This is a genomic window from Catenuloplanes indicus, from assembly GCF_030813715.1.
Taxonomy (GTDB): Bacteria; Actinomycetota; Actinomycetes; order Mycobacteriales; family Micromonosporaceae; genus Catenuloplanes; species Catenuloplanes indicus.
On record NZ_JAUSUZ010000001.1, the window covers coordinates 3,390,537 to 3,408,963 of the forward strand.

Genomic DNA, 18,427 nt, shown 5'->3' on the forward strand with positions numbered 1-18,427 from the left:
GCCGGTCCGCGAGGTCACTTCTTCTTCTTGTTCTTCTTGTCCTTCTTCTTCTTGTCCTTCTTCGACTTCTTCGCCATGTGGCTCTCCCTTCCGGCGTCGTGATCGGCGGCAGCATCGGCACCCCGGAGCGGGGCCTTAGCCTTTCCGCACGCGTAACTCCAGTGTTACCTGGAGGGAAGCTTAGCTTCATGATCGCTCCGAGGACAGGCGAACTGAACCGGGAGCCGGGGCGGGACCGTACCGCCGGGTAGCCGTCTCACATGCGATGTGGGACACGGACGACGGCCCCCATTCGTGGCAGAGTCGGACCGGAAGACCGGGCACACACGAGAAGAAGCGAGATCCGATGAGCGAAGAGAAGACCGGCAAGGCGCAGATCGGGGTCACCGGCCTTGCCGTGATGGGGCGCAACCTGGCGCGCAACCTCGCCCGCAACGGCTTCACGGTCGCGGTGCACAACCGCTCGCCCGAGCGCACCCGCACGCTGGTCGCGGACCACGGCGACGAGGGGACGTTCATCCCCGGCGAGACGCTGGAGGAGTTCGTCGCGTCGCTGGAGCGCCCGCGCGCCGTGATCATCATGGTCAAGGCCGGCGGCCCGACCGACGCGGTGATCGACGAGCTGGTCCCGCTGCTCGAAGAGGGCGACATCGTCATCGACTGCGGCAACGCGCACTTCGCCGACACCCGTCGCCGCGAGGAGGCGCTGCGCGCCAAGGGCCTGCACTTCGTGGGTACGGGCGTGTCCGGCGGTGAGGAGGGCGCGCTTCTCGGCCCGAGCATCATGCCCGGCGGCTCCAAGGAGTCGTACGCGAAGCTCGGCCCGATGTTCGAGGCGATCTCCGCCAAGGTGGACGGTACGGCCTGCTGCGTGCACGTCGGCCCGGACGGCGCCGGCCACTTCGTGAAGATGGTCCACAATGGCATCGAGTACGCGGACATGCAGCTCATCGCGGAGGCGTACGACCTGCTCCGCGAGGGCCTGAACGCGACGCCGGCGGAGATCGGCGAGATCTTCGAGACGTGGAACCAGGGCGACCTGGAGTCGTTCCTGATCGAGATCACCGCGCAGGTGCTCAAGCACACCGACGCGGAGACCGGCAAGGGCTTCGTCGACATCGTGCTGGACCAGGCGGAGCAGAAGGGCACCGGCCGCTGGACCGTGCAGTCAGCGCTCGACCTGGGCGTGCCGATCACCGGCATCGCGGAGGCCACGTTCGCCCGGTCGATCTCCGGCCACGCGGACCAGCGCGCGGCCGCGGCGCGTGCGTTCGGCTCCTCGGTCGGCTCGCTCGAGGTGACCGACCGCGAGCAGTTCATCGAGGACGTGCGCGCCGCGCTCTACGCGTCGAAGGTGGTCGCGTACGCGCAGGGCTTCGACCAGGTGATCGCCGGCTCGGAGGAGTACAACTGGGGCATCGACCCGGGCGCGATGGCGACGATCTGGCGCGGCGGCTGCATCATCCGGGCGCGCTTCCTGAACCGCATCCGGGAGGCCTACGACGCCGACCCGAAGCTGCCGTCGCTGCTGGTCGCGCCGTACTTCGCGGAGGCGGTGCAGAGCGGCGTGGAGTCGTGGCGGCGGGTCGTCGCGGCGTCTGCGCGCGCGGGTATCCCGGCACCGGCGTTCTCATCGTCGCTGGCCTACTACGACGCGCTGCGCCGGGACCGGCTGCCGGCCGCGCTGATCCAGGGCCTGCGCGACAACTTCGGCGCGCACACGTACCGGCGGACCGACAAGGACGGCTCGTTCCACACGCAGTGGGCGGGCGACAAGTCGGAGTCCCCGGCCTGACCTATGCGTGATCTCGCATAAGTGACACCGCCTTCATGTCCACGGGTAAGCCTGTGGACATGAAGGCGGTCACCTGGCACGGCCGGCGGGACGTTCGCGTGGAGACGGTCCCGGACCCGGAGATCTACTACCCGACGGACGCGATCATCCGGGTCACCTCGACCGGGATCTGCGGCTCCGACCTGCACCTCTACGAGGTGATGGGGCCGTTCATGGGCGACGGCGACATCCTCGGGCACGAGCCGATGGGCATCGTGGAGGAGGTCGGCCGGGAGGTCTCCTCGCTGCGCGTGGGTGACCGCGTGGTCATCCCGTTCCAGATCTCCTGCGGCGACTGCTTCATGTGCCGGCAGGGCTTGCAGACGCAGTGCGAGATCACCCAGGTGCGTACGCACGGCATGGGCGCGGCGCTGTTCGGCTACACGAAGCTGTACGGCGAGATCCCGGGTGGGCAGGCCGAGTTCCTGCGTGTGCCGCACGCGCACTACGGGCCGATCGTGGTCCCGCCCGACGGCCCGGACGACCGGTTCGTCTACCTCTCGGACGTGCTGCCGACCGCGTGGCAGGCGGTGCGGTACGCGGCCGTCCCACCCGGCGGCACGCTGGCCATCCTGGGCCTGGGCCCGATCGGCGACATGTGCGTCCGGGTGGCGCGGCACCTCGGCGTGGGCCGGGTGATCGCGGTCGACCTGGTCCCGGAACGACTGGCCCGGGCCTCGGCGCACGGCGCGGAGGTGCTCAACCTGGAGGACCACGACGACAAGCTCGGCGACGTGATCCGCGACATGACGGACGGCCGCGGCCCGGACTCGGTGATCGACGCGGTCGGCATGGAGGCGCACGGCGCGCCGCTCGGCAAGTTCGCGCAGCAGGCGGCCGGGCTCCTGCCGGACCGGCTGGCCGCGAAGGTGATGGCGGCCGCCGGCGTCGACCGGCTGGTCGCGCTGCACACCGCGATCGACGTGGTCCGGCGCGGCGGCACGATCTCGCTGATCGGCGTCTACGGCGGGATGGCCGACCCGATGCCGATGCTCACCATGTTCGACAAGCAGATCCAGCTGCGGATGGGCCAGGCCAACGTGAAGCGCTGGGTGCCGGAGATCCTGCCGCTGCTGACCGCCGCGGAGGACGTCCTGGGCGTGGACGAGTTCGCCACCCACCGGGTGCCGCTGGACGAGGCGCCGGCCGCCTACGAGAACTTCCAGCGCAAGACCGACGGCACCATCAAGGTGCTGTTGAAGCCCTGATCAAGGGCATCACCCGGTACGGGATCTGCGTCTTCAGCGCGATCACGCTCGCCGACCGCTCGATCGCCGGGCCGGTCACGATCCGGTCGATGACCCGCTGCAGGTCCGCGTTGCTGCGCGCGACCACGCGCAGGAACAGGTCCGCCGAGCCGGTGACGGTGTGCGCCTCCAGCACCTCGGGAATGCCGTCCAGGTGCGCCGCGACCGCGTCGTGCCCGGCGTCCTGCCGGATCTCCAGCGTCACGAACGCGGTCACCTCGAAGCCCAGCGCGGACGGGGACACGGACGGCGCGAACGACGTGATCACGCCGCGCCGCTCCAGCCGGTCGAGCCGGGCCTGCACCGTGCCGCGGGCCACGCCGAGCCGCCTGGACGCCTCCAGTACGCCGATCCGCGGATCCTCGTCGAAGATCCGCAGGATGCGCGCGTCCAGCTCGTCGATCACACAATTTGTATAGCACTTCTCGCTGCCCGTACGGCAGTGTGGCCAGGTTGTTCAGCTTTCGTTGTGACTGTTGCGTTGTCCGTCCGGGGGCGCTGCGATGGGGGCACACCCCTTTGCTTCTTCGGTTGGAGGCCGCTCGTGACCAGCGCACCGCTCACCGATCAGGAACGCCAGGCCCAGCTCGACGCCGACACCCTCCGGCAGCTCGTCGGGCTCGTGGAGTACGACGCCAGCCGCGACCCGTTCCCGGTCACCGGGTGGGACGCGGTGGTCTTCGTCGTCGGCAACGCCACCCAGACCGCGCACTTCTACCAGTCCGCGTTCGGCATGGAACTCGTCGCCTACTCCGGCCCGGAGACCGGCAACCGCGACCACAAGGCGTACGTACTGAAGTCCGGCTCCTGCCGCTTCGTGATCAAGGGCGGCGTGGCGCCGGACAGCCCGCTGCTGGACCACCACCGCGCACACGGCGACGGCGTCTCCGACATCGCGCTCGAGGTTCCGGACGTGGACCGATGCGTCGCCCAGGCCCGCGCGGCCGGCGCCACCGTACTGGAGGAGCCGCACGACCTCACCGACTCGTTCGGCACGGTCCGGCTGGCCTCGATCGCCGCCTACGGCGACACCCGGCACACGCTGGTCGACCGCTCTGCTTACATCGGCCCCTACCTGCCCGGATACGTGGCCCGCAGCTCTGCTTACCGCAAGCGCGACGGCGCGCCGAAGCGGCTGTTCCAGGCGCTCGACCACGTGGTCGGCAACGTCGAACTGGGCCGGATGGACGAGTGGGTGAACTTCTACCGCCGGGTGATGGGCTTCGTGAACATGGCGGAGTTCATCGGCGACGACATCGCCACCGACTACTCCGCGCTGATGAGCAAGGTGGTGGCCAACGGCAACCACCGGGTGAAGTTCCCGCTCAACGAGCCGGCGGTGGCGAGGAAGAAGTCGCAGATCGACGAGTTCCTGGAGTTCTACGGCGGCCCGGGCGCGCAGCACCTGGCGCTGGCCACGAACGACATCCTGCGTACCGTGGACGCGATGCGCGCCGAGGGCGTGGAGTTCCTGGCCACACCGGATTCCTACTACCAGGACCCGGCTCTTCGTGCGCGGATCGGCGAGGTGCGGGTGCCGGTCGAGGAGCTGCAGAAGCGCGGCATCCTGGTCGACCGGGACGAGGACGGCTACCTGCTGCAGATCTTCACCGCGCCGATCGGCGACCGCCCGACCGTGTTCTTCGAGCTGATCGAGCGGCACGGATCGCTCGGCTTCGGCAAGGGCAACTTCAAGGCGCTGTTCGAGGCGATCGAGCGTGAGCAGGAGCGGCGCGGAAACCTGTAGTATCTTCGCTTTCGGCCCGCCCGGGATGTCACTCAGCGTGACATTTCGGGCGGGCTTTTCTTAGAAGCTGCTTAAGTTCCGCCGGTCATCCCCAAATCCGTCCGCCGGGTCGATCCACGGCGGCGTCCGTTGCGTACTGCCGGTTGAGGTCGTGCACGACCTCGATGCGGGCCGCCCGGCACACCCTTCATCGCCGGGCCGGTCCGGTGACGGACGGAGGGCGGCATGGAACGGGCCACGGCCACCGATTTCGAGGCGGGCCAGGCTCTGGCCTTCGAGGCGGGCCAGGCTTTCCCGGCGGGGCAGACCTTCACCGCGGGGGAGGCATTCCCGGCCGGGCCGGCTCGCACCGCGGGGCAGGCCCCGGCGGCGGGCGTGATGCCCGACGACGCGGTGCCGGCGCAGTCGGCGCCGATGTGGGAGGTGCCGGACCGGCCCGGCGAGCAGCGGGCCGCGATCTTCGGCGGGCCGCCCCCCACGCCGCCACCTCCGGCACCCTCCGTGACGCCACCGCCGATCGCGACGGCTGAGTTCGACCCGGAGGCGGACCTGGAGGACCGGTTCCGCGACGCACCGCGCACGAACCGGGAGGCGTGGCGCGGGATCGAGACGCCGGGCAGCGTGTCCACCCTGAGCAAGCCCGAGGGTTCCGGCATCCCGCCGCAGGAGAGCGAACCGGCCTTCATCGACCTCGGGGAACGCCCGGGCTCCGGCGAGCCGCGCGGCTTACGCGCGATGCTGTCCGGCCTGGTCGGCCGTGCCCGGTCCGCCAAGGCGCCGAAATCATCCAAGCCGCCGAAGCACGACCGGGAGCGCCCGACGGCGCCCGGCACCCCCTGGACCGACCACACCCTCGACGGTACGAACCGATCCTGGCCCGCCGCGGCCGCACCGCACGACACGGCACCCGTCACCCCGGCCACGGCGCCGGACAGCGCGACGGACCCGCGGGCCGCCCATTCCGACGATTCCCGCGACGCCCTCCCGGCGGACTCGCGCGCCGGCAACGGCGCCGATCAGCGCGATGGCGGCACGGCGGGCCGGTCCAACGGCGCGAAGCAGCCGTGGCCGTCGCCGATCCCGCAGGACGGCCTGTCACTGTTGCCACCGGACGACATGACGCCGCACTCCGCCGCGGGCAGCGGTGCGGCGACCGGTCTTCCGGACGGCGGTACCGCGGCCGACAATCCGGAGAGCAGCGGCGGCACGCGGAGCTGGGGCAGCCCGGCCTCCTGGCCGTCCACGCCCACACCGCACGCCGGGGCGCCGGGCGTACCGGCGCCCGCCCCGGTCACCTGGCCCGACGCCGGCGTCTCGGACCCGGCCGCGCCGGATGCGGGACTCGTCCCGCCGGCTGTGGCGACCGCGCCATCGGCCGCGCCGGCCGGCACGACGCCGCAGGCCGCCGCGCCGGCCGGTGCGACGCCGCAGGCTGAGAACGAGCCGGACGCCGGTACGACGCCCACGGCATTCACCGGTGCCGCCGGGCCGGCCGCACCGGCGGCCGGCACCGGTCCGGCCCGGCCGGTATGGAACACCGCCGGATCGGTGGAGGCGGCGTTCGTGCCGGTGGACGCCACCGGTCCCAAGGCCGCCTCCGAGTGGTTCACGCACGTCGAGCCGAAGCTGTCGGACCCGGCGGCGCCGGTGGTCCCGGCCTGGGCGGAAGCGCCGGGCAGCACCGGCGGACTCGCGCTCGCGGACCCGGCAGAGGCCTCCACGCGGTCCGGTCCGGCGGCCGCCGCCACGCCGCCCCGGGAGACCCCGAGTCAGAACGGCTGGGCCGAGCGCCCGCCGGTGGTCGACCTCTGGGCCGACGCCGACGGTACGTCCTGGACCACGACTCCGACCGCTCAGCATCCGGCCACGTCACCGGCGTCGACCACGTCACCGCAGACGAGCGGGACGCCGGGATCCGGCGAGTTCCCGCAGTTCGGCGCGTCGCCGCAAGGCGGTACCTCGCCGCAGCAGACCGCGTTGCCGCAATCCGGCGAATCGACACAGACCGGTGTATCCTCGCGTCCGGACGCCGCACCACAGCTCGGCGGTGGGCCGACGCCGTTCGAGTTCGCGCCGCCGCAGGCCACGGAGGTGCGCACCGACCCGGCCACGGAGGTGCGCACCGACCCGGCCACGCCGGAGACCGGAGCCGGGCCGGCCACGCAACCCACCACGACGCCGGCCGCCGCCCCCGGCTGGGACGAGCCGGCGCCGCGAGACGATCCCTACGCCATGTACCGCCGCCCGGCGACGGGCGCGGACGAGCCGGTTTGGGACACCACGCCGTCCTGGGCCTCGTCCTCGCCGTCCCCGGTCGATCCGGACCGTGGTACCCGCGAACAGCCGCCGCTGCGCAGCCCGGATGCGGCCGGTCCCGGCTGGTCCGGTCGTGCCGAGCGGCTCGTGGACGAAGCCGGCCGGCCGTCCGGCGCGCACGACGACCGCGCGGACGGCACCCTGACCACCGGTCGCGACCAGGTCCCGGGTCGCGACCGGTCCCAGCCCGCCGAGCAGGAGGCCTGGTCCGACGTGCCGGCGCCGCCGGCCCACCTGGCCACGCCGCCATCGCCCGGCCCGGACCGCGCGGCCCCGCCCGGCCGCCGGTTCACCGACCGCCGCACCGCATCCGGCGACCGCCGCACCGCCGACCGCAATCCGGCGGAGCGCGGTGGGCGGCGGCCCGGCCGGCGGGACGCGACGCCGCGGCACGGCGCGGAGAGCGACGTGCGGGTGCTCAGCACCTACACCGGGGACGAGCAGGAGAAGCCGCGCCGCCGGGGCCTCGGCATCATGGTGGCCGTCGCGGTGGCGGCGGTGGCCGTCGCGGGTGGCGGGCTGGCGGCGCTGCGTGGCGTACCCGGGCTGAATCTGGCCGCGGCCGGGAACGGCCCGCACGCGATCTCGGCGCCGCTGGACGGCCGGGAGGCGCTCACGTTCGACCTGGTCTCCGGCGTCACCTCGGTCAGCGTGACCAGCGACGACCTGGACGGCGACCTCTACCGCATCTCGACGCCGCAGGACTCCGGCATGCGGCCGGAAGCGATCGACCAGGGCGACCGGCTGATGCTGCAGATGGCCGAGACCGGTCAGCGCGGCCCGAGCCTGGTGGAGGTGCGGCTGAGTGCGGAGGTGCGCTGGGACGTCCGGCTGACCGGCGGCGCCACCGAACACGTGATCGACTTCAGTGACGGACGGCTGTCCGGCTTCGACGTGCTGGGCGGCGCGACGCGGCTGGAGCTGGACCTGCCGGTGCCGGAGAAGTCCGTACGGCTGAAGGTCAGCTCCGGCATCAGCCAGTTCGTGCTGCGGACGCCCGCGGACGTACCGTCGCGGCTCCGGTTCGGCGCGGGCGCGGACAGCGTCACACTTCTGGGTGACGCGCGCGGGCCGGTGGCGCCGAACTCGCGGTTCACGCCCAAGGCCTGGGAGGACGCGGACGACCGGTACGACATCGCGATCACCGGCGGCGTCGGCACGTTCACGCTGGAGCGGTGACCGGGCGGACCGGGGGCGTGTGACGCCTCCGGTCCGCGGTCGATCAGTAGAAGTTGGCCTTGATCCAGCCCCAGACGTCCATGACCCACCCGGTCTGGGTCAGGTAACCGATGCCGACCGCGATCAGGAACGCGCCGACGATCAGGTACGACCCGCGGGCGCTGTGCCGCACCCGGTGCAGCTGCCGCTCCAGGACCAGCCGGCCGACCAGCCGGGCCAGCGCGAACAGGCCGACCGCGACGACCAGCGTGACCACGTAGGTCAGGAACGAGCCGAGGAACGAACCGCCGTCCGAGAGCGCCCAGATGCCCCAACAGGCGAACGAGAAGCCGAGGCCGAGCACGCCCCACTCGCGGCCGCGGCGCAGCTGGACGCCGAGCGGCACCGCGGGCGGCGGGGGCGGTGAGTCGGGCCACCCGGTGCCGGTCGGCTCGTGCGGCGCGATCTCGTGGTCGTCGTGGTGCCGCGACGCCCGGGGCGCCACGGACGCGCGGCCCCGCTGGAAGTTGAGCCGCGTCGGGTCGTCGTCGTAACCCGGGTCAGACGCCTGCGGATGCATGTCCGGCGGCACCGGAACCGTCCGCTCCGCCCATGACTGCGTCTGATCTGTCATAGCTCCTCCCCCTGTCGGGCCCTGCACCATCGAGCGTAGCGAGCCCGCAAAAAGGCTGGCCCACACCGACGCATGTCCGTTACACACGAGACATGCCGCCCATCCTTCCCGATATCGCCGTACGCCCCGGCACCGAGGCCGATCTCGACGCGATCGTGCCGCTGCTGTTCGCGGCGTTCCATGACGCGCCGGACGCGGAACGGGAGGCCGCGGAGCGGTCCAAGACCGAGCCGGCCCGGTCGGTGGTGGCCGTGGACGGCGGGACGCTGGCCGGGCATCTGGGCTCGTTCGCCCGGGACCTCACCGTGCCGGGCGGCATCGTGCCGGCCGCGCACGTGACGCAGGTGGCGGTGGCGCCGACCCACCGGCGGCGCGGCGTGCTGACCCGGATGATGCACCGGCATCTCGCGGACGCGCCGGAGCCGATCGCGGTGCTGTGGGCCAGCGAGGGACGGATCTATCCACGGTACGGCTACGGCCTGGCCGCGCCGCATCTGACGGTACGGGCGGCCACGCGCGAGGTCCGGTTGCCGGACGGCGTGCCCGGCCGGTTGCGCGCCGGTACCCCGCTGTCGCTGCGCACGGAGATCACCGAGGTCTTCGAGGCCGTCCGCCCCGGCCGGCCCGGCTGGTCGAGCCGGCCGGGCGCGTGGTGGGACCACCGGCTCGACGATGCCGCGTGGATCCGTGGCCGGGACACCGCGCTGCGGGCCGTGGTGCGCGAGGGCGAGCACGGCGTCGACGGGTACGCGCTGTGGCGGGTGACCGACGGCGAGAACCCGGACAACCCGCGGATCTCCGCGACCCTGGTGGTGAAGGAACTGGTGGCCGCGACCGCCGCGGTCCGCCTGGACCTGTGGCGGTTCCTGTTCGGTGTCGACCTGATCGCGCACGTCGCCTACCACCGGGCGCCGGTCGACGAGCCGCTGCTCTACCTGGCCGACGACCCGGGCTGGCTGGGTACGCGCTGGGAGCACGGGCTCTGGCTGCGGGTCCTGGACGTACCGGCCGCGCTGTCCGCCCGGCGCTACCCGCTGCCGGTCGACGTGGTGCTGGAACTGACGGACGCGCTGCTGCCGCGCAACGGGGGCCGCTGGCGCCTGCGCGGCGGCCCGGACGGCGCGACCTGCGAGCGCACCGAGGCCCCGGCCGCGCTCGCGCTGGACGTCCGCGACCTCGGCGCCGCCTACCTCGGCGGTACGCCGCTGGCCGCGCTGGCCGGCGCCGGCCTGATCGAGGAACGGGTCCCGGGCACGCTCGCCCCGGCGAACGCGGCGTTCGGGTGGCACCGCGCGCCCAGCATGCTCGAGACGTTCTGACCGCGCCGCGTCAGCTCTGCTCACCGGTAGCCGCGCGACGCATCGCCACCCGCGGCGCGGCACCGCCAGCCGGCCGGCGCGACGACCGGTAAGCAGAGCTCTGGCCGGGACCCAGCCAGCTGTGTAAATCCGCAAAGCCGCAGGCCAAAACATGGCTACGTGCGGTAGGTAAGCAGAGCAGAGGCCGGGAGGAGCTGTCCGGCGGTCCGGCGCGATACCGTCGGCTGATGGGACAGCCCGAGCGTCGCCGCCGCCGACTTCGCCGTCACCGCTCCGAGGAGCCCACCACGCCGGACCCGGCCGCCGAGGTTGCGCCGGCCCCCGAGGCTGCGCCGGCTGCGGTGATTACGCCGGCCGCTGGAACCGCGCCCGCAGCCGGGGTCGCGCCCGCGGCCGTGAGTGAGCCGGGCCCGGAGATACCGGTGGAAGCGCCGAAGCCGGCACCGCCTCCGTCGGCCCGCCACACGCCGGTGCCACGACCCGGTCCACCGGCCACAGGCCCTCGGCCGACCGCTCCGTCCCCGTCGAATCTCGCCCGGCCCACGCCCGCGGAACCGGGCAGCATCGCGGAACCGGCGAAACCCGTCGAGTCGGCCCGGGACGCAGCGGCAGCCGAACCCGAAAAGCCAGCCGAACCCGCGGAGGCCGGTGCAGCCGGAGAACCAACCGAAGCGACCGCATCCACCAAACCGGCACCGGCCGACCCGCACCGCCCCTCCCCCGCCGACCTCGCGAAGCCGGCTTCACCGCATGGCGCGAAGCCGGGCCAGCCGAAGCCGAGGCCGGCGCCTCCCGCGAAGCCGGGCCCGGCGGACCCCGCCAAACCGGGCGGGACCGACCCGGCCAAGCCGGCCGACGCGCCGAGGCCGACGCCCGCGGACCTGCCGCGGAGCACGCCGGTGCCCACGCCGGGTCCGTCCCCGGTCCCCCCGCCGAAGCCGGTCGCGCCCAGACCGCAGCCGCCGGTTGCCGAGACGTCACCGGTGCACGATCCGGAGGAGGTCGCGCCGCCGCGGAAGCCGGACGGCGTGCGCGCCGCCGGGCCGGGCGACGGGCCGCCGCGTACCCGGGAGAAGGTCAGCGCCGAGGACCGCGAGGCCGAACGTGGTCTGCGCGGCCTGGTCGGCTCCGGCTCGTCGCAGGTGAGCGTGCGGGCCGCGATGCGGGCGCGGGACGCGTCCCGGCCGACTGACGAGGATCTGGCGGAGGCCCAGGAGCGACTGGTGATCGTGCGCCGCAACTGGGTCCCCCGCGAGGAACTGCCGGCCCGCCGCTAGATGAAGGTCAGGGCAGCTCGGGCAGGTCGCCGGACGTCTCGTACGCCGCGACCTGCGCGATCCGCCGGGAGTGCCGCTCGCTGTTGGAGAACGGCGTGGTCAGGAAGGCCTCGACGATCGCGGTCGCCTCGTCCAGCGTGTGCTGCCGGGCGCCGATGCCCATCAGGTTCGCGTCGTTGTGCTCGCGGGTCAGGCGGGCGGTCTCGAGGTTCCAGGCCAGGCCGACGCGGGTGCCCTTGACCTTGTTCGCGGCGATCTGCTCGCCGTTGCCGGACCCGCCGATCACGATGCCGAGGCTGCCCGGGTCGGCCACCACGCGAGCCGCCGTGTGCAGGCAGTAGGCCGGGTAGTCGTCCTCCGGATCGAAGACGTGCGGGCCCACGTCGACCACCTCGTACCCCTGCTTGGACAGGTAGTTGACGAGGTGCACCTTCAGCTCGTAGCCGGCGTGGTCGGCTCCCAGATAAACGCGCATAACGCGCAGTCTGTCAGCCCGCCGGTACGGCCGTGGCGGCGGCCGCCAAGTTTGAGCCCGCCGCCACGGCCGGCACGCTCAGATCTCCGCGACCACCAGTCCGCCGCGTGCCTTCGGGGTGAACCAGGTGCTCTTCCGGGGCATCTTCTGGCGTGCCAGGTTGACCGCGACGAACTCGTCCACGGTCACCGGTGCGATCAGCACGGCCAGGTCGGCGCGGCCCGCGTCGACCTCGGCGCGCAGCCACTCGGCCGGGTAGTCGCCGCCGACGTAGACGATCCGCTTGTCGCCGGCGTCCAGCCCGAGCACCTCGTTGACCAGCACCCGTTCGACGAGCGCGTGGTCCATGGAGCCGACCAGGTCACCGTCGCCGTTCGAGGGCAGCTTCACCGACCAGGTCTCGCCGCCCGCGTACAGCTGGATGGTGCCACCGGCCGGCGGGACCGCCGGGCCGCCGGCGACCGGCTCGGGCTGCAGACCGGCCGCGCGCAACCGGTCACCCAGCTCGGTGACCGCGATCGGCAGCTTGATCAGCCGGTTGTACGGCGCGATCACCAGCGACTGCGGCGTGGTGATCACGGCGAGGAAGCGCCGGTAGCCGCCGGTCTGCGCGGCCAGGCTGCGGTGGTTGCCGTCCGCGACGACCAACTCGCCGCCGCCGGCCAGCGCGCACAGTTCGTCGCGCACCGAGCCGGCCGGCACGGTCCAGATCGCGTGCACGCGACCGGCCGGGTCGATGTCGGTCGCGGCCGGCTCGCCCGCGTGCGCGACCGCGTACTCCAGCTCCTCGTGCAGCCGGTCGCCGGTGCCGGTCTGCAGCAGCAGCACCGGGGAGAGCAGGTTCTTCAGCGTGTTCGCCAGCTCGACCCGCTCGCGGACCTTCTCGATGAACACGTCCTCGTTGCGGATCACCAGGCCGGGCTCGTCCGGGCTGGTGGAGATCTGGTCGGTGTCGACCATGCAGTACATGCCGTAGGCGGCGTTGCCGCCGTCCGGATCCGCGATCCGGTAGAGGACGATCACCTGCTCGGCGGGGGCGTAGCTGCCGGACGCCTTCGCCTCGGCCAGCCGCGCGGCGGCGGCCGGCAGCGAGTCGGCGAAGGAACGGCCCAGCGTCTCTGGCGCGAGGTGCGGCATCTCGACGGCGAGAGCGCTTCGCGGGTTGTCGGCGATGATTGCGGTGATCTCGGCGTCGTCCGCGAACTCGTCATAGTTCTGCGCGCCGGTGCCACCGGTCGTGATCCAGGCCCGGTCGATCGGGTGCACGATCGTCATGTGCAACCACGGTACCGACGCTGGGCACGCCCCGTTTGCGCACCCCAGAACGGTTCCAGGCGGTGGTACGGGTAACCTCCGTAGATCAGCTCGCGCCGACCGGAGCCGCGCCGACGACCACCACCGGCGCCAGCATCGCGGCGTCCTCCGCGGAGAGACCGGGGCACACCTCCGCCCAGTCGTCCGCCCGCTCGGCCCAGTACGCCCGCTCCAGGGACTCATCACCGATGGTGACGATCTGCTCTTCCATGATCACTCCATTTCCCGTTTGCGCGTGCCCTAACCAGCCGTAACGCGGATGTCGCGCAGATCGCAACGACACTGTCGGTGACTTGGCACGCCGACGTCCCCATCCTCGGTCATCCCCGGGTCCGGAACGGTTGCGAAAAGAAGAGTTAACCGGTTGCTGACAAGACGAAAATTCGGGCGGCCGCCGCAAGCCGGACGTAATCCCCGCCACGGGTGGACCGGCACACGCGTGATCGACGTCGACGTGAAACACTTGCTGCGGACTTTTCCGCCCACCGGCGCCCGGCCGTGCGGGCTGGGCACCGGATGGAGAGTGATCGTGGCCGGAGTGCGCAATCTCACCCAGGTCGAGGCGGCCGAGCGTGCCCGCGTGCTGGACGTGACCTCGTACGACATCAGTCTCGACCTGACGGGCGACGTCTCGTTCCGGTCGGTGACCACCGTCGAGTTCACCGCCCGCGAGCCCGGCGCCACCACGTTCATCGAGGTCGCCGCGGAGCGCCTGCACACCGCCACGCTGAACGGCACGCCGGTCGACACGTCCGGCTGGTCCGCCGAGCGCGGGCTCACACTGACCGGCCTCGCGGCGCAGAACACGCTGGTGGTCGAGGCCGAGTTCCCGTTCTCGCACAGCGGCCAGGGCCTGCACCGCAGCGTCGACCCGGTGGACGGCGAGGCGTACCTCTACAGTCAGTTCGAGACCGCGGACGCGCAGCGGGTGTACGCCGCGTTCGACCAGCCCGACCTGAAGAGCGTCTACACCTGGCACGCCACGGTGCCGGCGCACTGGCACGTGGTGTCGAACATGCCGGCCGACCGCGAGGACCCGGCCGGCGAGGGCACCAAGACGGTCCACTTCGCGCAGTCCGCGCGGATGAGCACGTACATCACCGCGCTCTGCGCCGGACCGTTCCACGAGGTGCGGTTCGAGCACGACGGCATCGGCATGGGCTACTTCTGCCGGGCCAGCATGGCGCAGCACTTCGACGTCGACGACCTGCACAGGATCACCGTGCAGGGCTTCGACTTCTTCCACGACAAGTTCGGCATCCGCTACCCGCTGCCCAAGTACGACCAGGTGTGGGTGCCCGAGTTCAACGCCGGCGCGATGGAGAACTTCGGCTGTGTGGTGCACGCCGAGGACCACTACATCTTCCGCTCGCAGGTCACCGACTTCGAGTACGAGCAGCGCGCCAACACGATCCTGCACGAGCTGGCCCACATGTGGTTCGGCGACCTGGTCACCATGCGCTGGTGGAACGACCTGTGGCTGAACGAGTCGTTCGCCGAGTGGGCCAGCCACTGGTGCAACGCCGAGGCCACCCGGTTCAGCGACGCGTGGACCACGTTCCTGTCCGTGCGGAAGAACTGGGGCTACCGCCAGGACCAGCTCTCCTCCACCCACCCGGTCTACTGCGAGATGCCGGACCTGGAGGCGGTCGAGGTCAACTTCGACGGCATCACGTACGCGAAGGGCGCCAGCGTCATCAAGCAGCTGGTGGCGTACGTCGGGCTGGACCCGTTCCTGGCCGGCCTGCGCTCCTACTTCGCGGCGCACGCCTGGGGCAACGCCACCTTCGACGACCTGCTCACCGAGCTGGAGTCGTCGTCCGGGCGCGAGCTGCGCAAGTTCGCCGCGCAGTGGCTGGAGACCGCGCAGGTCAACACGCTGCGCCCGGAGGTGCAGATCGCCGCGGACGGCACCTACGCCTCGGTCGCGGTGCTGCAGGAGGCCCCGGCCGACTACCCGACGCTGCGCACCCACCACATCGGCGTCGGCCTCTACGACGTCACCGACGGCAAGCTGGTCCGGCGGCAGATCATCGAGGTGGACATCGCCGGTGAGCGCACCGAGCTGACCGAGCTGGCCGGCTTGCCCGCCGCCGACGTGCTGCTGCTCAACGACGACGACCACAGCTACGCCAAGCTGCGGCTGGACGAGCGCTCGATGGCCACGGTCGTGCAGCACATCGACGGGCTGGACTCGTCGCTGGCCCGCGCGCTGGTCTGGGCCGCCGCGTGGGACATGGTCCGCGACGCCGAGCTGCCCACCCGGGACTACATCGCGCTGGCCACCTCCGGCCTACCGAACGAGCAGGACATCAACCTGGTCACCGCGACGCTCCGGCAGGCCGCCACGGCCATCGCCAGCTACGCCGACCCGGAGTGGGCGCCGACCGGCTGGGCACGGCTCGCCGCGACCGCCCGGGATGCGCTCGCGGTGGCCGAGCCGGGCAGCGGCTTCCAGCTCGCCTGGGCCCGGGCGTACGCGTCCGCGTCCCGCTCTGCCGAGGACCTGGCCGTGCTGCGCGGCTGGCTGACCGGCCAGGGCGTGCCCGCCGGCCTGACCATCGACACCGAGTTCCGCTGGTCGCTGCTGCAGACGCTGATCGCCAAGGGGGCGGCCGCCGCCGAGGAGATCGACGCGGAGCTGGCGAACGACCGGACCGCCGGCGGCGAGCGCGAGGCCGCGCTGGCCCGCGCGCTGCTGCCGACCGCCGAGAACAAGGCCCGCGTCTGGGACGAGCTGACCGCGGCGCAGGCGCTGCCGAACTGGCGCAACCGGGCACTGCTGCAGGGCTTCCAGCACCCGGCGCAGGCCGAGCTGACCGCGCCGTACGCGGACCGCTTCTTCGCCGAGGCCACCACGGTCTGGGCGAGCCGGGACAGCGAGCCGGCGCAGGACTTCGCGCTCTTCGCGTACCCGTCCTACCAGATCACCGAGGCCACGGTCGCGGCCACCGAGTCCTGGCTGGCCGGCACCGGTCAGCCGGCCGGCCTTCGCCGCCTGGTCGCGGAGGGCCGCGACGGCGTGGTCCGCGCACTGGCCGCCCGCGCCAAGGACCGCGGCTGACCGTCTCCCCCCGCCCCACCGGCCACTCGGCCGGTGGGGCGTTTTTTCTTGCCCAGAGCTACGTGCCAGCACGAAAAAGCACAGAGAGCGCACAACCCGCGTCTGTACGGAGTTTGCTCTGCTTACCGAGCCAGCGCGACAGTGCTTTCGTTCTAGATCAACCGCTTTGGGCTAGTACGAAAATGCCGTTGTGCCAGCAATCTCTATCGCGGCCTCCGGAGCCGAAACATCACTGACCGACGCGATCGAGGTCAACTAGCGGCGTTGACCGCCAGAACGTATCGGTCAGTGATCCTTCCGCCGTCGGCGACGCCCGTGCGTGAGCCCGCCCGACCGACCCGACCGACCTTGTCGTGATATATCGGTCACCACGCGCGGCTTCGCGCCGATGGACGCGGTCCTGTCGGCTGTTCCAGAAGCGTTTCGTCGGACCGTGCCGGAGCCGACGCGGCCGTGCCGGGCGCGCGAAAAAGGCCGGTCCCACCGGGACCGGCCTTCTCAGGGAGTGCGGTCAGGCGCGACCGGCGTGCGTCGCGAGCTGGTCCAGGCCGTGGATGACGCCACCGGCCAGGTCGCCGCCGGCGAAGGCCGCGGCCATGGAGAGGCAGGCCAGCTTCGCGTCCCGGTCCGGGATCCGGCGGCGGGCCTCGGCACCGGTGACGACCTCGAGGATGCGCTGGTTCGGCGAGAAGGCGATCAGCACGGAGCGGTCCGGGTCGGCGAGCTGCCCGTGCAGCTTCTCGGCCGCGGCGCGCTGCGGGTCGGCGAGATCGCCGACGTAGACGCTGAACGTCAGGCCGGTCTCACGGTCGGCGATGCGCAGTGCCTCGTCGATGTGCAGCAGCTGCCGGGTGGAGAACGGGCCGTCGAGCACGTCCGGCTGCTGCGTCTCCGCGGCCAGCGTCTCCCCGCCCGGGTGGTCGAGGTGGGTCAGGGCCTGCTCACCAGCGGTCACTTGCGCCTCCCGTCGGGCCGTGCGGGTTCGCGGCGGCGGCGTCGTCGCCCGCGGGGTTGGAGGAGGTGATCGCGAGCCGCCCGGCCAGCTGGCCCGGCGAGGAGAGGAACCAGACCGGCGCGAACTCGAACGGCCGGCCGGGCCGGTAGCGCTTCTCCTTGGTGCGGCGGTCTCCTCCGCGCAGCGTCAATGCTGCGAGGACACCGACGACGGCGAGCGGCGCGACAACGAAGACGAGTGCGACTTCTAACGGTTGCACGGTGAACGCCCCCAACGTGGCAAGACACTCGGTGTCTGGGCGGTCTGACAGGTACTGATGCTTCTCTCACGGTAGCGGAACGCGAGTCCCCGCAGATCATCGGGGCGTACTCCGGCGGAGTAGGCCCGACTCGCGAAATTTCCGCCGTGGCGTGCGAAAATCGACGTCAGCACTCCCCCACGTCCGATGGGAGGACCATGCGCAGCCTTCTCCGACTCGCGGTGCCGCTCGCGCTGGCCGCCGCGGTGCTGGGCACGCCGAGCGCGGCTCACGCGCGGGCGGACGTCTTCGTCGAGGTGAACCCGAGCACGGTCGCAGCCGGTGGCGAGGTCAGCATCCGCGCCAGCTGCGAGGAGAACATCGTCGACGCACTGGTCCGGTCGGACGCGTTCGGCGAGCTCCGGGTCTCCCCGCAGTACGGTTTCCTCACCGGCCGGACCGAGATCCCGGCGGGCACGGCCGCGGACGAATACCAGGTGGAGCTGGTCTGCACCGGTGGCGGCCGCGCACTCGGGACCCTGCGCGTGGTGGCCGGCACCCGCCCGTCGCGCGGTCCGGCGACCGGCTTCGGCGGCCTGGCCGGCCAAGGACCGGACACCGGCGGGCTGGCGCTGCTCGGCGGCGGGCTGGCCGCGATGGCCGCGGGCGCCACGCTGATCGTGGTCCGGCTGCGCCGCCGCCTGGGCTGACGCATCATGGGCGCGCACCGCTACTCGCCGCTCGCCCGGCACGCGGGCGTGCGATTCCCCCCGGCGGGACCACCGGGCCGGCACCGCACGCCGGAGCCGACCGGCGCGCAGGCGGCTGACGCGCAGGCGGCCGGCCCAC

The 18,427-nt window shown here is 72.4% G+C and carries 15 protein-coding genes; 8 read left to right on the forward strand and 7 right to left on the reverse strand.

Annotation, left to right across the window (positions count from 1 at the left end; genetic code table 11):
* Positions 1 to 346: 346 nt before the first annotated feature.
* On the forward strand, positions 347 to 1,795 hold the full coding sequence (gene gnd / locus J2S42_RS15190; RefSeq protein WP_307239683.1) for an NADP-dependent phosphogluconate dehydrogenase: 1,449 nt from the start codon (positions 347 to 349) through the stop codon (positions 1,793 to 1,795).
* 59 nt (positions 1,796 to 1,854) lie between these two features.
* Entirely contained in the window at positions 1,855 to 3,042 is a 1,188-nt protein-coding gene (locus J2S42_RS15195; protein WP_307239685.1) for a zinc-dependent alcohol dehydrogenase, read from the forward strand.
* On the opposite strand, the gene J2S42_RS15200 is transcribed toward J2S42_RS15195, so the two are convergent.
* Positions 3,020 to 3,487, reverse strand: coding sequence for an Lrp/AsnC family transcriptional regulator (locus tag J2S42_RS15200; protein ID WP_307239687.1), 468 nt, complete (start codon positions 3,485 to 3,487; stop codon positions 3,020 to 3,022). The genes J2S42_RS15195 and J2S42_RS15200 overlap by 23 nt on opposite strands.
* A 138-nt stretch (positions 3,488 to 3,625) precedes the next feature.
* Between J2S42_RS15200 and hppD the strand changes: the two genes are divergently transcribed.
* Together hppD and J2S42_RS15210 are read left to right on the forward strand one after the other, a co-directional pair.
* Positions 3,626 to 4,828: a 4-hydroxyphenylpyruvate dioxygenase gene (gene hppD, locus J2S42_RS15205; protein WP_307239689.1), complete on the forward strand. Its 1,203-nt coding sequence runs from the start codon at positions 3,626 to 3,628 to the stop codon at positions 4,826 to 4,828.
* 225 nt (positions 4,829 to 5,053) lie between these two features.
* On the forward strand, positions 5,054 to 8,323 hold the full coding sequence (locus tag J2S42_RS15210; RefSeq protein WP_307239691.1) for a hypothetical protein: 3,270 nt from the start codon (positions 5,054 to 5,056) through the stop codon (positions 8,321 to 8,323).
* A 43-nt stretch (positions 8,324 to 8,366) separates the two neighbouring features.
* On the opposite strand, the gene J2S42_RS15215 is transcribed toward J2S42_RS15210, so the two are convergent.
* Positions 8,367 to 8,936 carry a hypothetical protein gene (locus J2S42_RS15215; RefSeq protein ID WP_307239693.1) on the reverse strand — a complete coding sequence of 190 codons (570 nt, stop codon included), beginning with the start codon at positions 8,934 to 8,936 and terminating at the stop codon, positions 8,367 to 8,369.
* A gap of 92 nt (positions 8,937 to 9,028) precedes the next feature.
* On the opposite strand from J2S42_RS15215, the gene J2S42_RS15220 reads away from it, so the two are divergent.
* Both J2S42_RS15220 and J2S42_RS15225 read left to right on the forward strand, forming a co-directional pair.
* Complete coding sequence (locus J2S42_RS15220) at positions 9,029 to 10,255, forward strand: GNAT family N-acetyltransferase (RefSeq protein ID WP_307239695.1); 1,227 nt, start codon at positions 9,029 to 9,031, stop codon at positions 10,253 to 10,255.
* Positions 10,256 to 11,238: 983 nt separating this feature from the next.
* A complete protein-coding gene (locus J2S42_RS15225) occupies positions 11,239 to 11,532 on the forward strand; it encodes a hypothetical protein (protein WP_370879187.1) in 294 nt (97 codons plus the stop codon).
* A 7-nt stretch (positions 11,533 to 11,539) separates the two neighbouring features.
* On the opposite strand, the gene J2S42_RS15230 is transcribed toward J2S42_RS15225, so the two are convergent.
* The 3 genes from J2S42_RS15230 to J2S42_RS15240 all read right to left on the reverse strand — a co-directional run bounded on the left by J2S42_RS15230 (position 11,540) and on the right by J2S42_RS15240 (position 13,532).
* Positions 11,540 to 12,007: a ribose-5-phosphate isomerase gene (locus tag J2S42_RS15230; protein WP_307239697.1), complete on the reverse strand. Its 468-nt coding sequence runs from the start codon at positions 12,005 to 12,007 to the stop codon at positions 11,540 to 11,542.
* A 78-nt stretch (positions 12,008 to 12,085) separates the two neighbouring features.
* Positions 12,086 to 13,282, reverse strand: a complete 1,197-nt coding sequence (locus tag J2S42_RS15235; protein WP_307239699.1) for a DUF1015 family protein — start codon at positions 13,280 to 13,282, stop codon at positions 12,086 to 12,088.
* Between the two features lie 85 nt (positions 13,283 to 13,367).
* The gene (locus tag J2S42_RS15240; RefSeq protein WP_307239701.1) at positions 13,368 to 13,532 is read right to left on the reverse strand and encodes a hypothetical protein; all 165 of its coding nucleotides are present in this window, start codon (positions 13,530 to 13,532) and stop codon (positions 13,368 to 13,370) included.
* 327 nt (positions 13,533 to 13,859) lie between these two features.
* Between J2S42_RS15240 and pepN the strand changes: the two genes are divergently transcribed.
* Positions 13,860 to 16,385: an aminopeptidase N gene (pepN, locus tag J2S42_RS15245; protein ID WP_307239703.1), complete on the forward strand. Its 2,526-nt coding sequence runs from the start codon at positions 13,860 to 13,862 to the stop codon at positions 16,383 to 16,385.
* 511 nt (positions 16,386 to 16,896) lie between these two features.
* On the opposite strand, the gene J2S42_RS15250 is transcribed toward pepN, so the two are convergent.
* Positions 16,897 to 17,286, reverse strand: a complete 390-nt coding sequence (locus J2S42_RS15250) for a DUF5130 family protein (RefSeq protein WP_307248771.1) — start codon at positions 17,284 to 17,286, stop codon at positions 16,897 to 16,899.
* Positions 17,287 to 17,326: 40 nt separating this feature from the next.
* Complete coding sequence (ctaJ, locus tag J2S42_RS15255; protein ID WP_307239704.1) at positions 17,327 to 17,599, reverse strand: aa3-type cytochrome oxidase subunit CtaJ; 273 nt, start codon at positions 17,597 to 17,599, stop codon at positions 17,327 to 17,329.
* Between the two features lie 197 nt (positions 17,600 to 17,796).
* Here ctaJ and J2S42_RS15260 point away from each other — a divergent pair, with 197 nt between their 5' ends.
* Positions 17,797 to 18,288, forward strand: coding sequence for a hypothetical protein (locus tag J2S42_RS15260; protein WP_307239706.1), 492 nt, complete (start codon positions 17,797 to 17,799; stop codon positions 18,286 to 18,288).
* Positions 18,289 to 18,427 lie beyond the last annotated feature (139 nt).

What these genes read in the sequence shown, in the direction of transcription:
- J2S42_RS15210 (WP_307239691.1), top strand. Translation starts at nt 5,054, where the DNA reads ATGGAACGGGCCACGGCCACCGATTTCGAGGCGGGCCAGGCTCTGGCC.
- J2S42_RS15195 (WP_307239685.1), top strand. Translation starts at nt 1,855, where the DNA reads ATGAAGGCGGTCACCTGGCACGGCCGGCGGGACGTTCGCGTGGAGACG.
- J2S42_RS15220 (WP_307239695.1), top strand. Translation starts at nt 9,029, where the DNA reads ATGCCGCCCATCCTTCCCGATATCGCCGTACGCCCCGGCACCGAGGCC.
- J2S42_RS15235 (WP_307239699.1), bottom strand. Translation starts at nt 13,282, where the DNA reads ATGACGATCGTGCACCCGATCGACCGGGCCTGGATCACGACCGGTGGC.
- J2S42_RS15240 (WP_307239701.1), bottom strand. Translation starts at nt 13,532, where the DNA reads ATGGAAGAGCAGATCGTCACCATCGGTGATGAGTCCCTGGAGCGGGCG.
- J2S42_RS15230 (WP_307239697.1), bottom strand. Translation starts at nt 12,007, where the DNA reads ATGCGCGTTTATCTGGGAGCCGACCACGCCGGCTACGAGCTGAAGGTG.
- J2S42_RS15260 (WP_307239706.1), top strand. Translation starts at nt 17,797, where the DNA reads ATGCGCAGCCTTCTCCGACTCGCGGTGCCGCTCGCGCTGGCCGCCGCG.
- J2S42_RS15215 (WP_307239693.1), bottom strand. Translation starts at nt 8,936, where the DNA reads ATGACAGATCAGACGCAGTCATGGGCGGAGCGGACGGTTCCGGTGCCG.
- gnd (WP_307239683.1), top strand. Translation starts at nt 347, where the DNA reads ATGAGCGAAGAGAAGACCGGCAAGGCGCAGATCGGGGTCACCGGCCTT.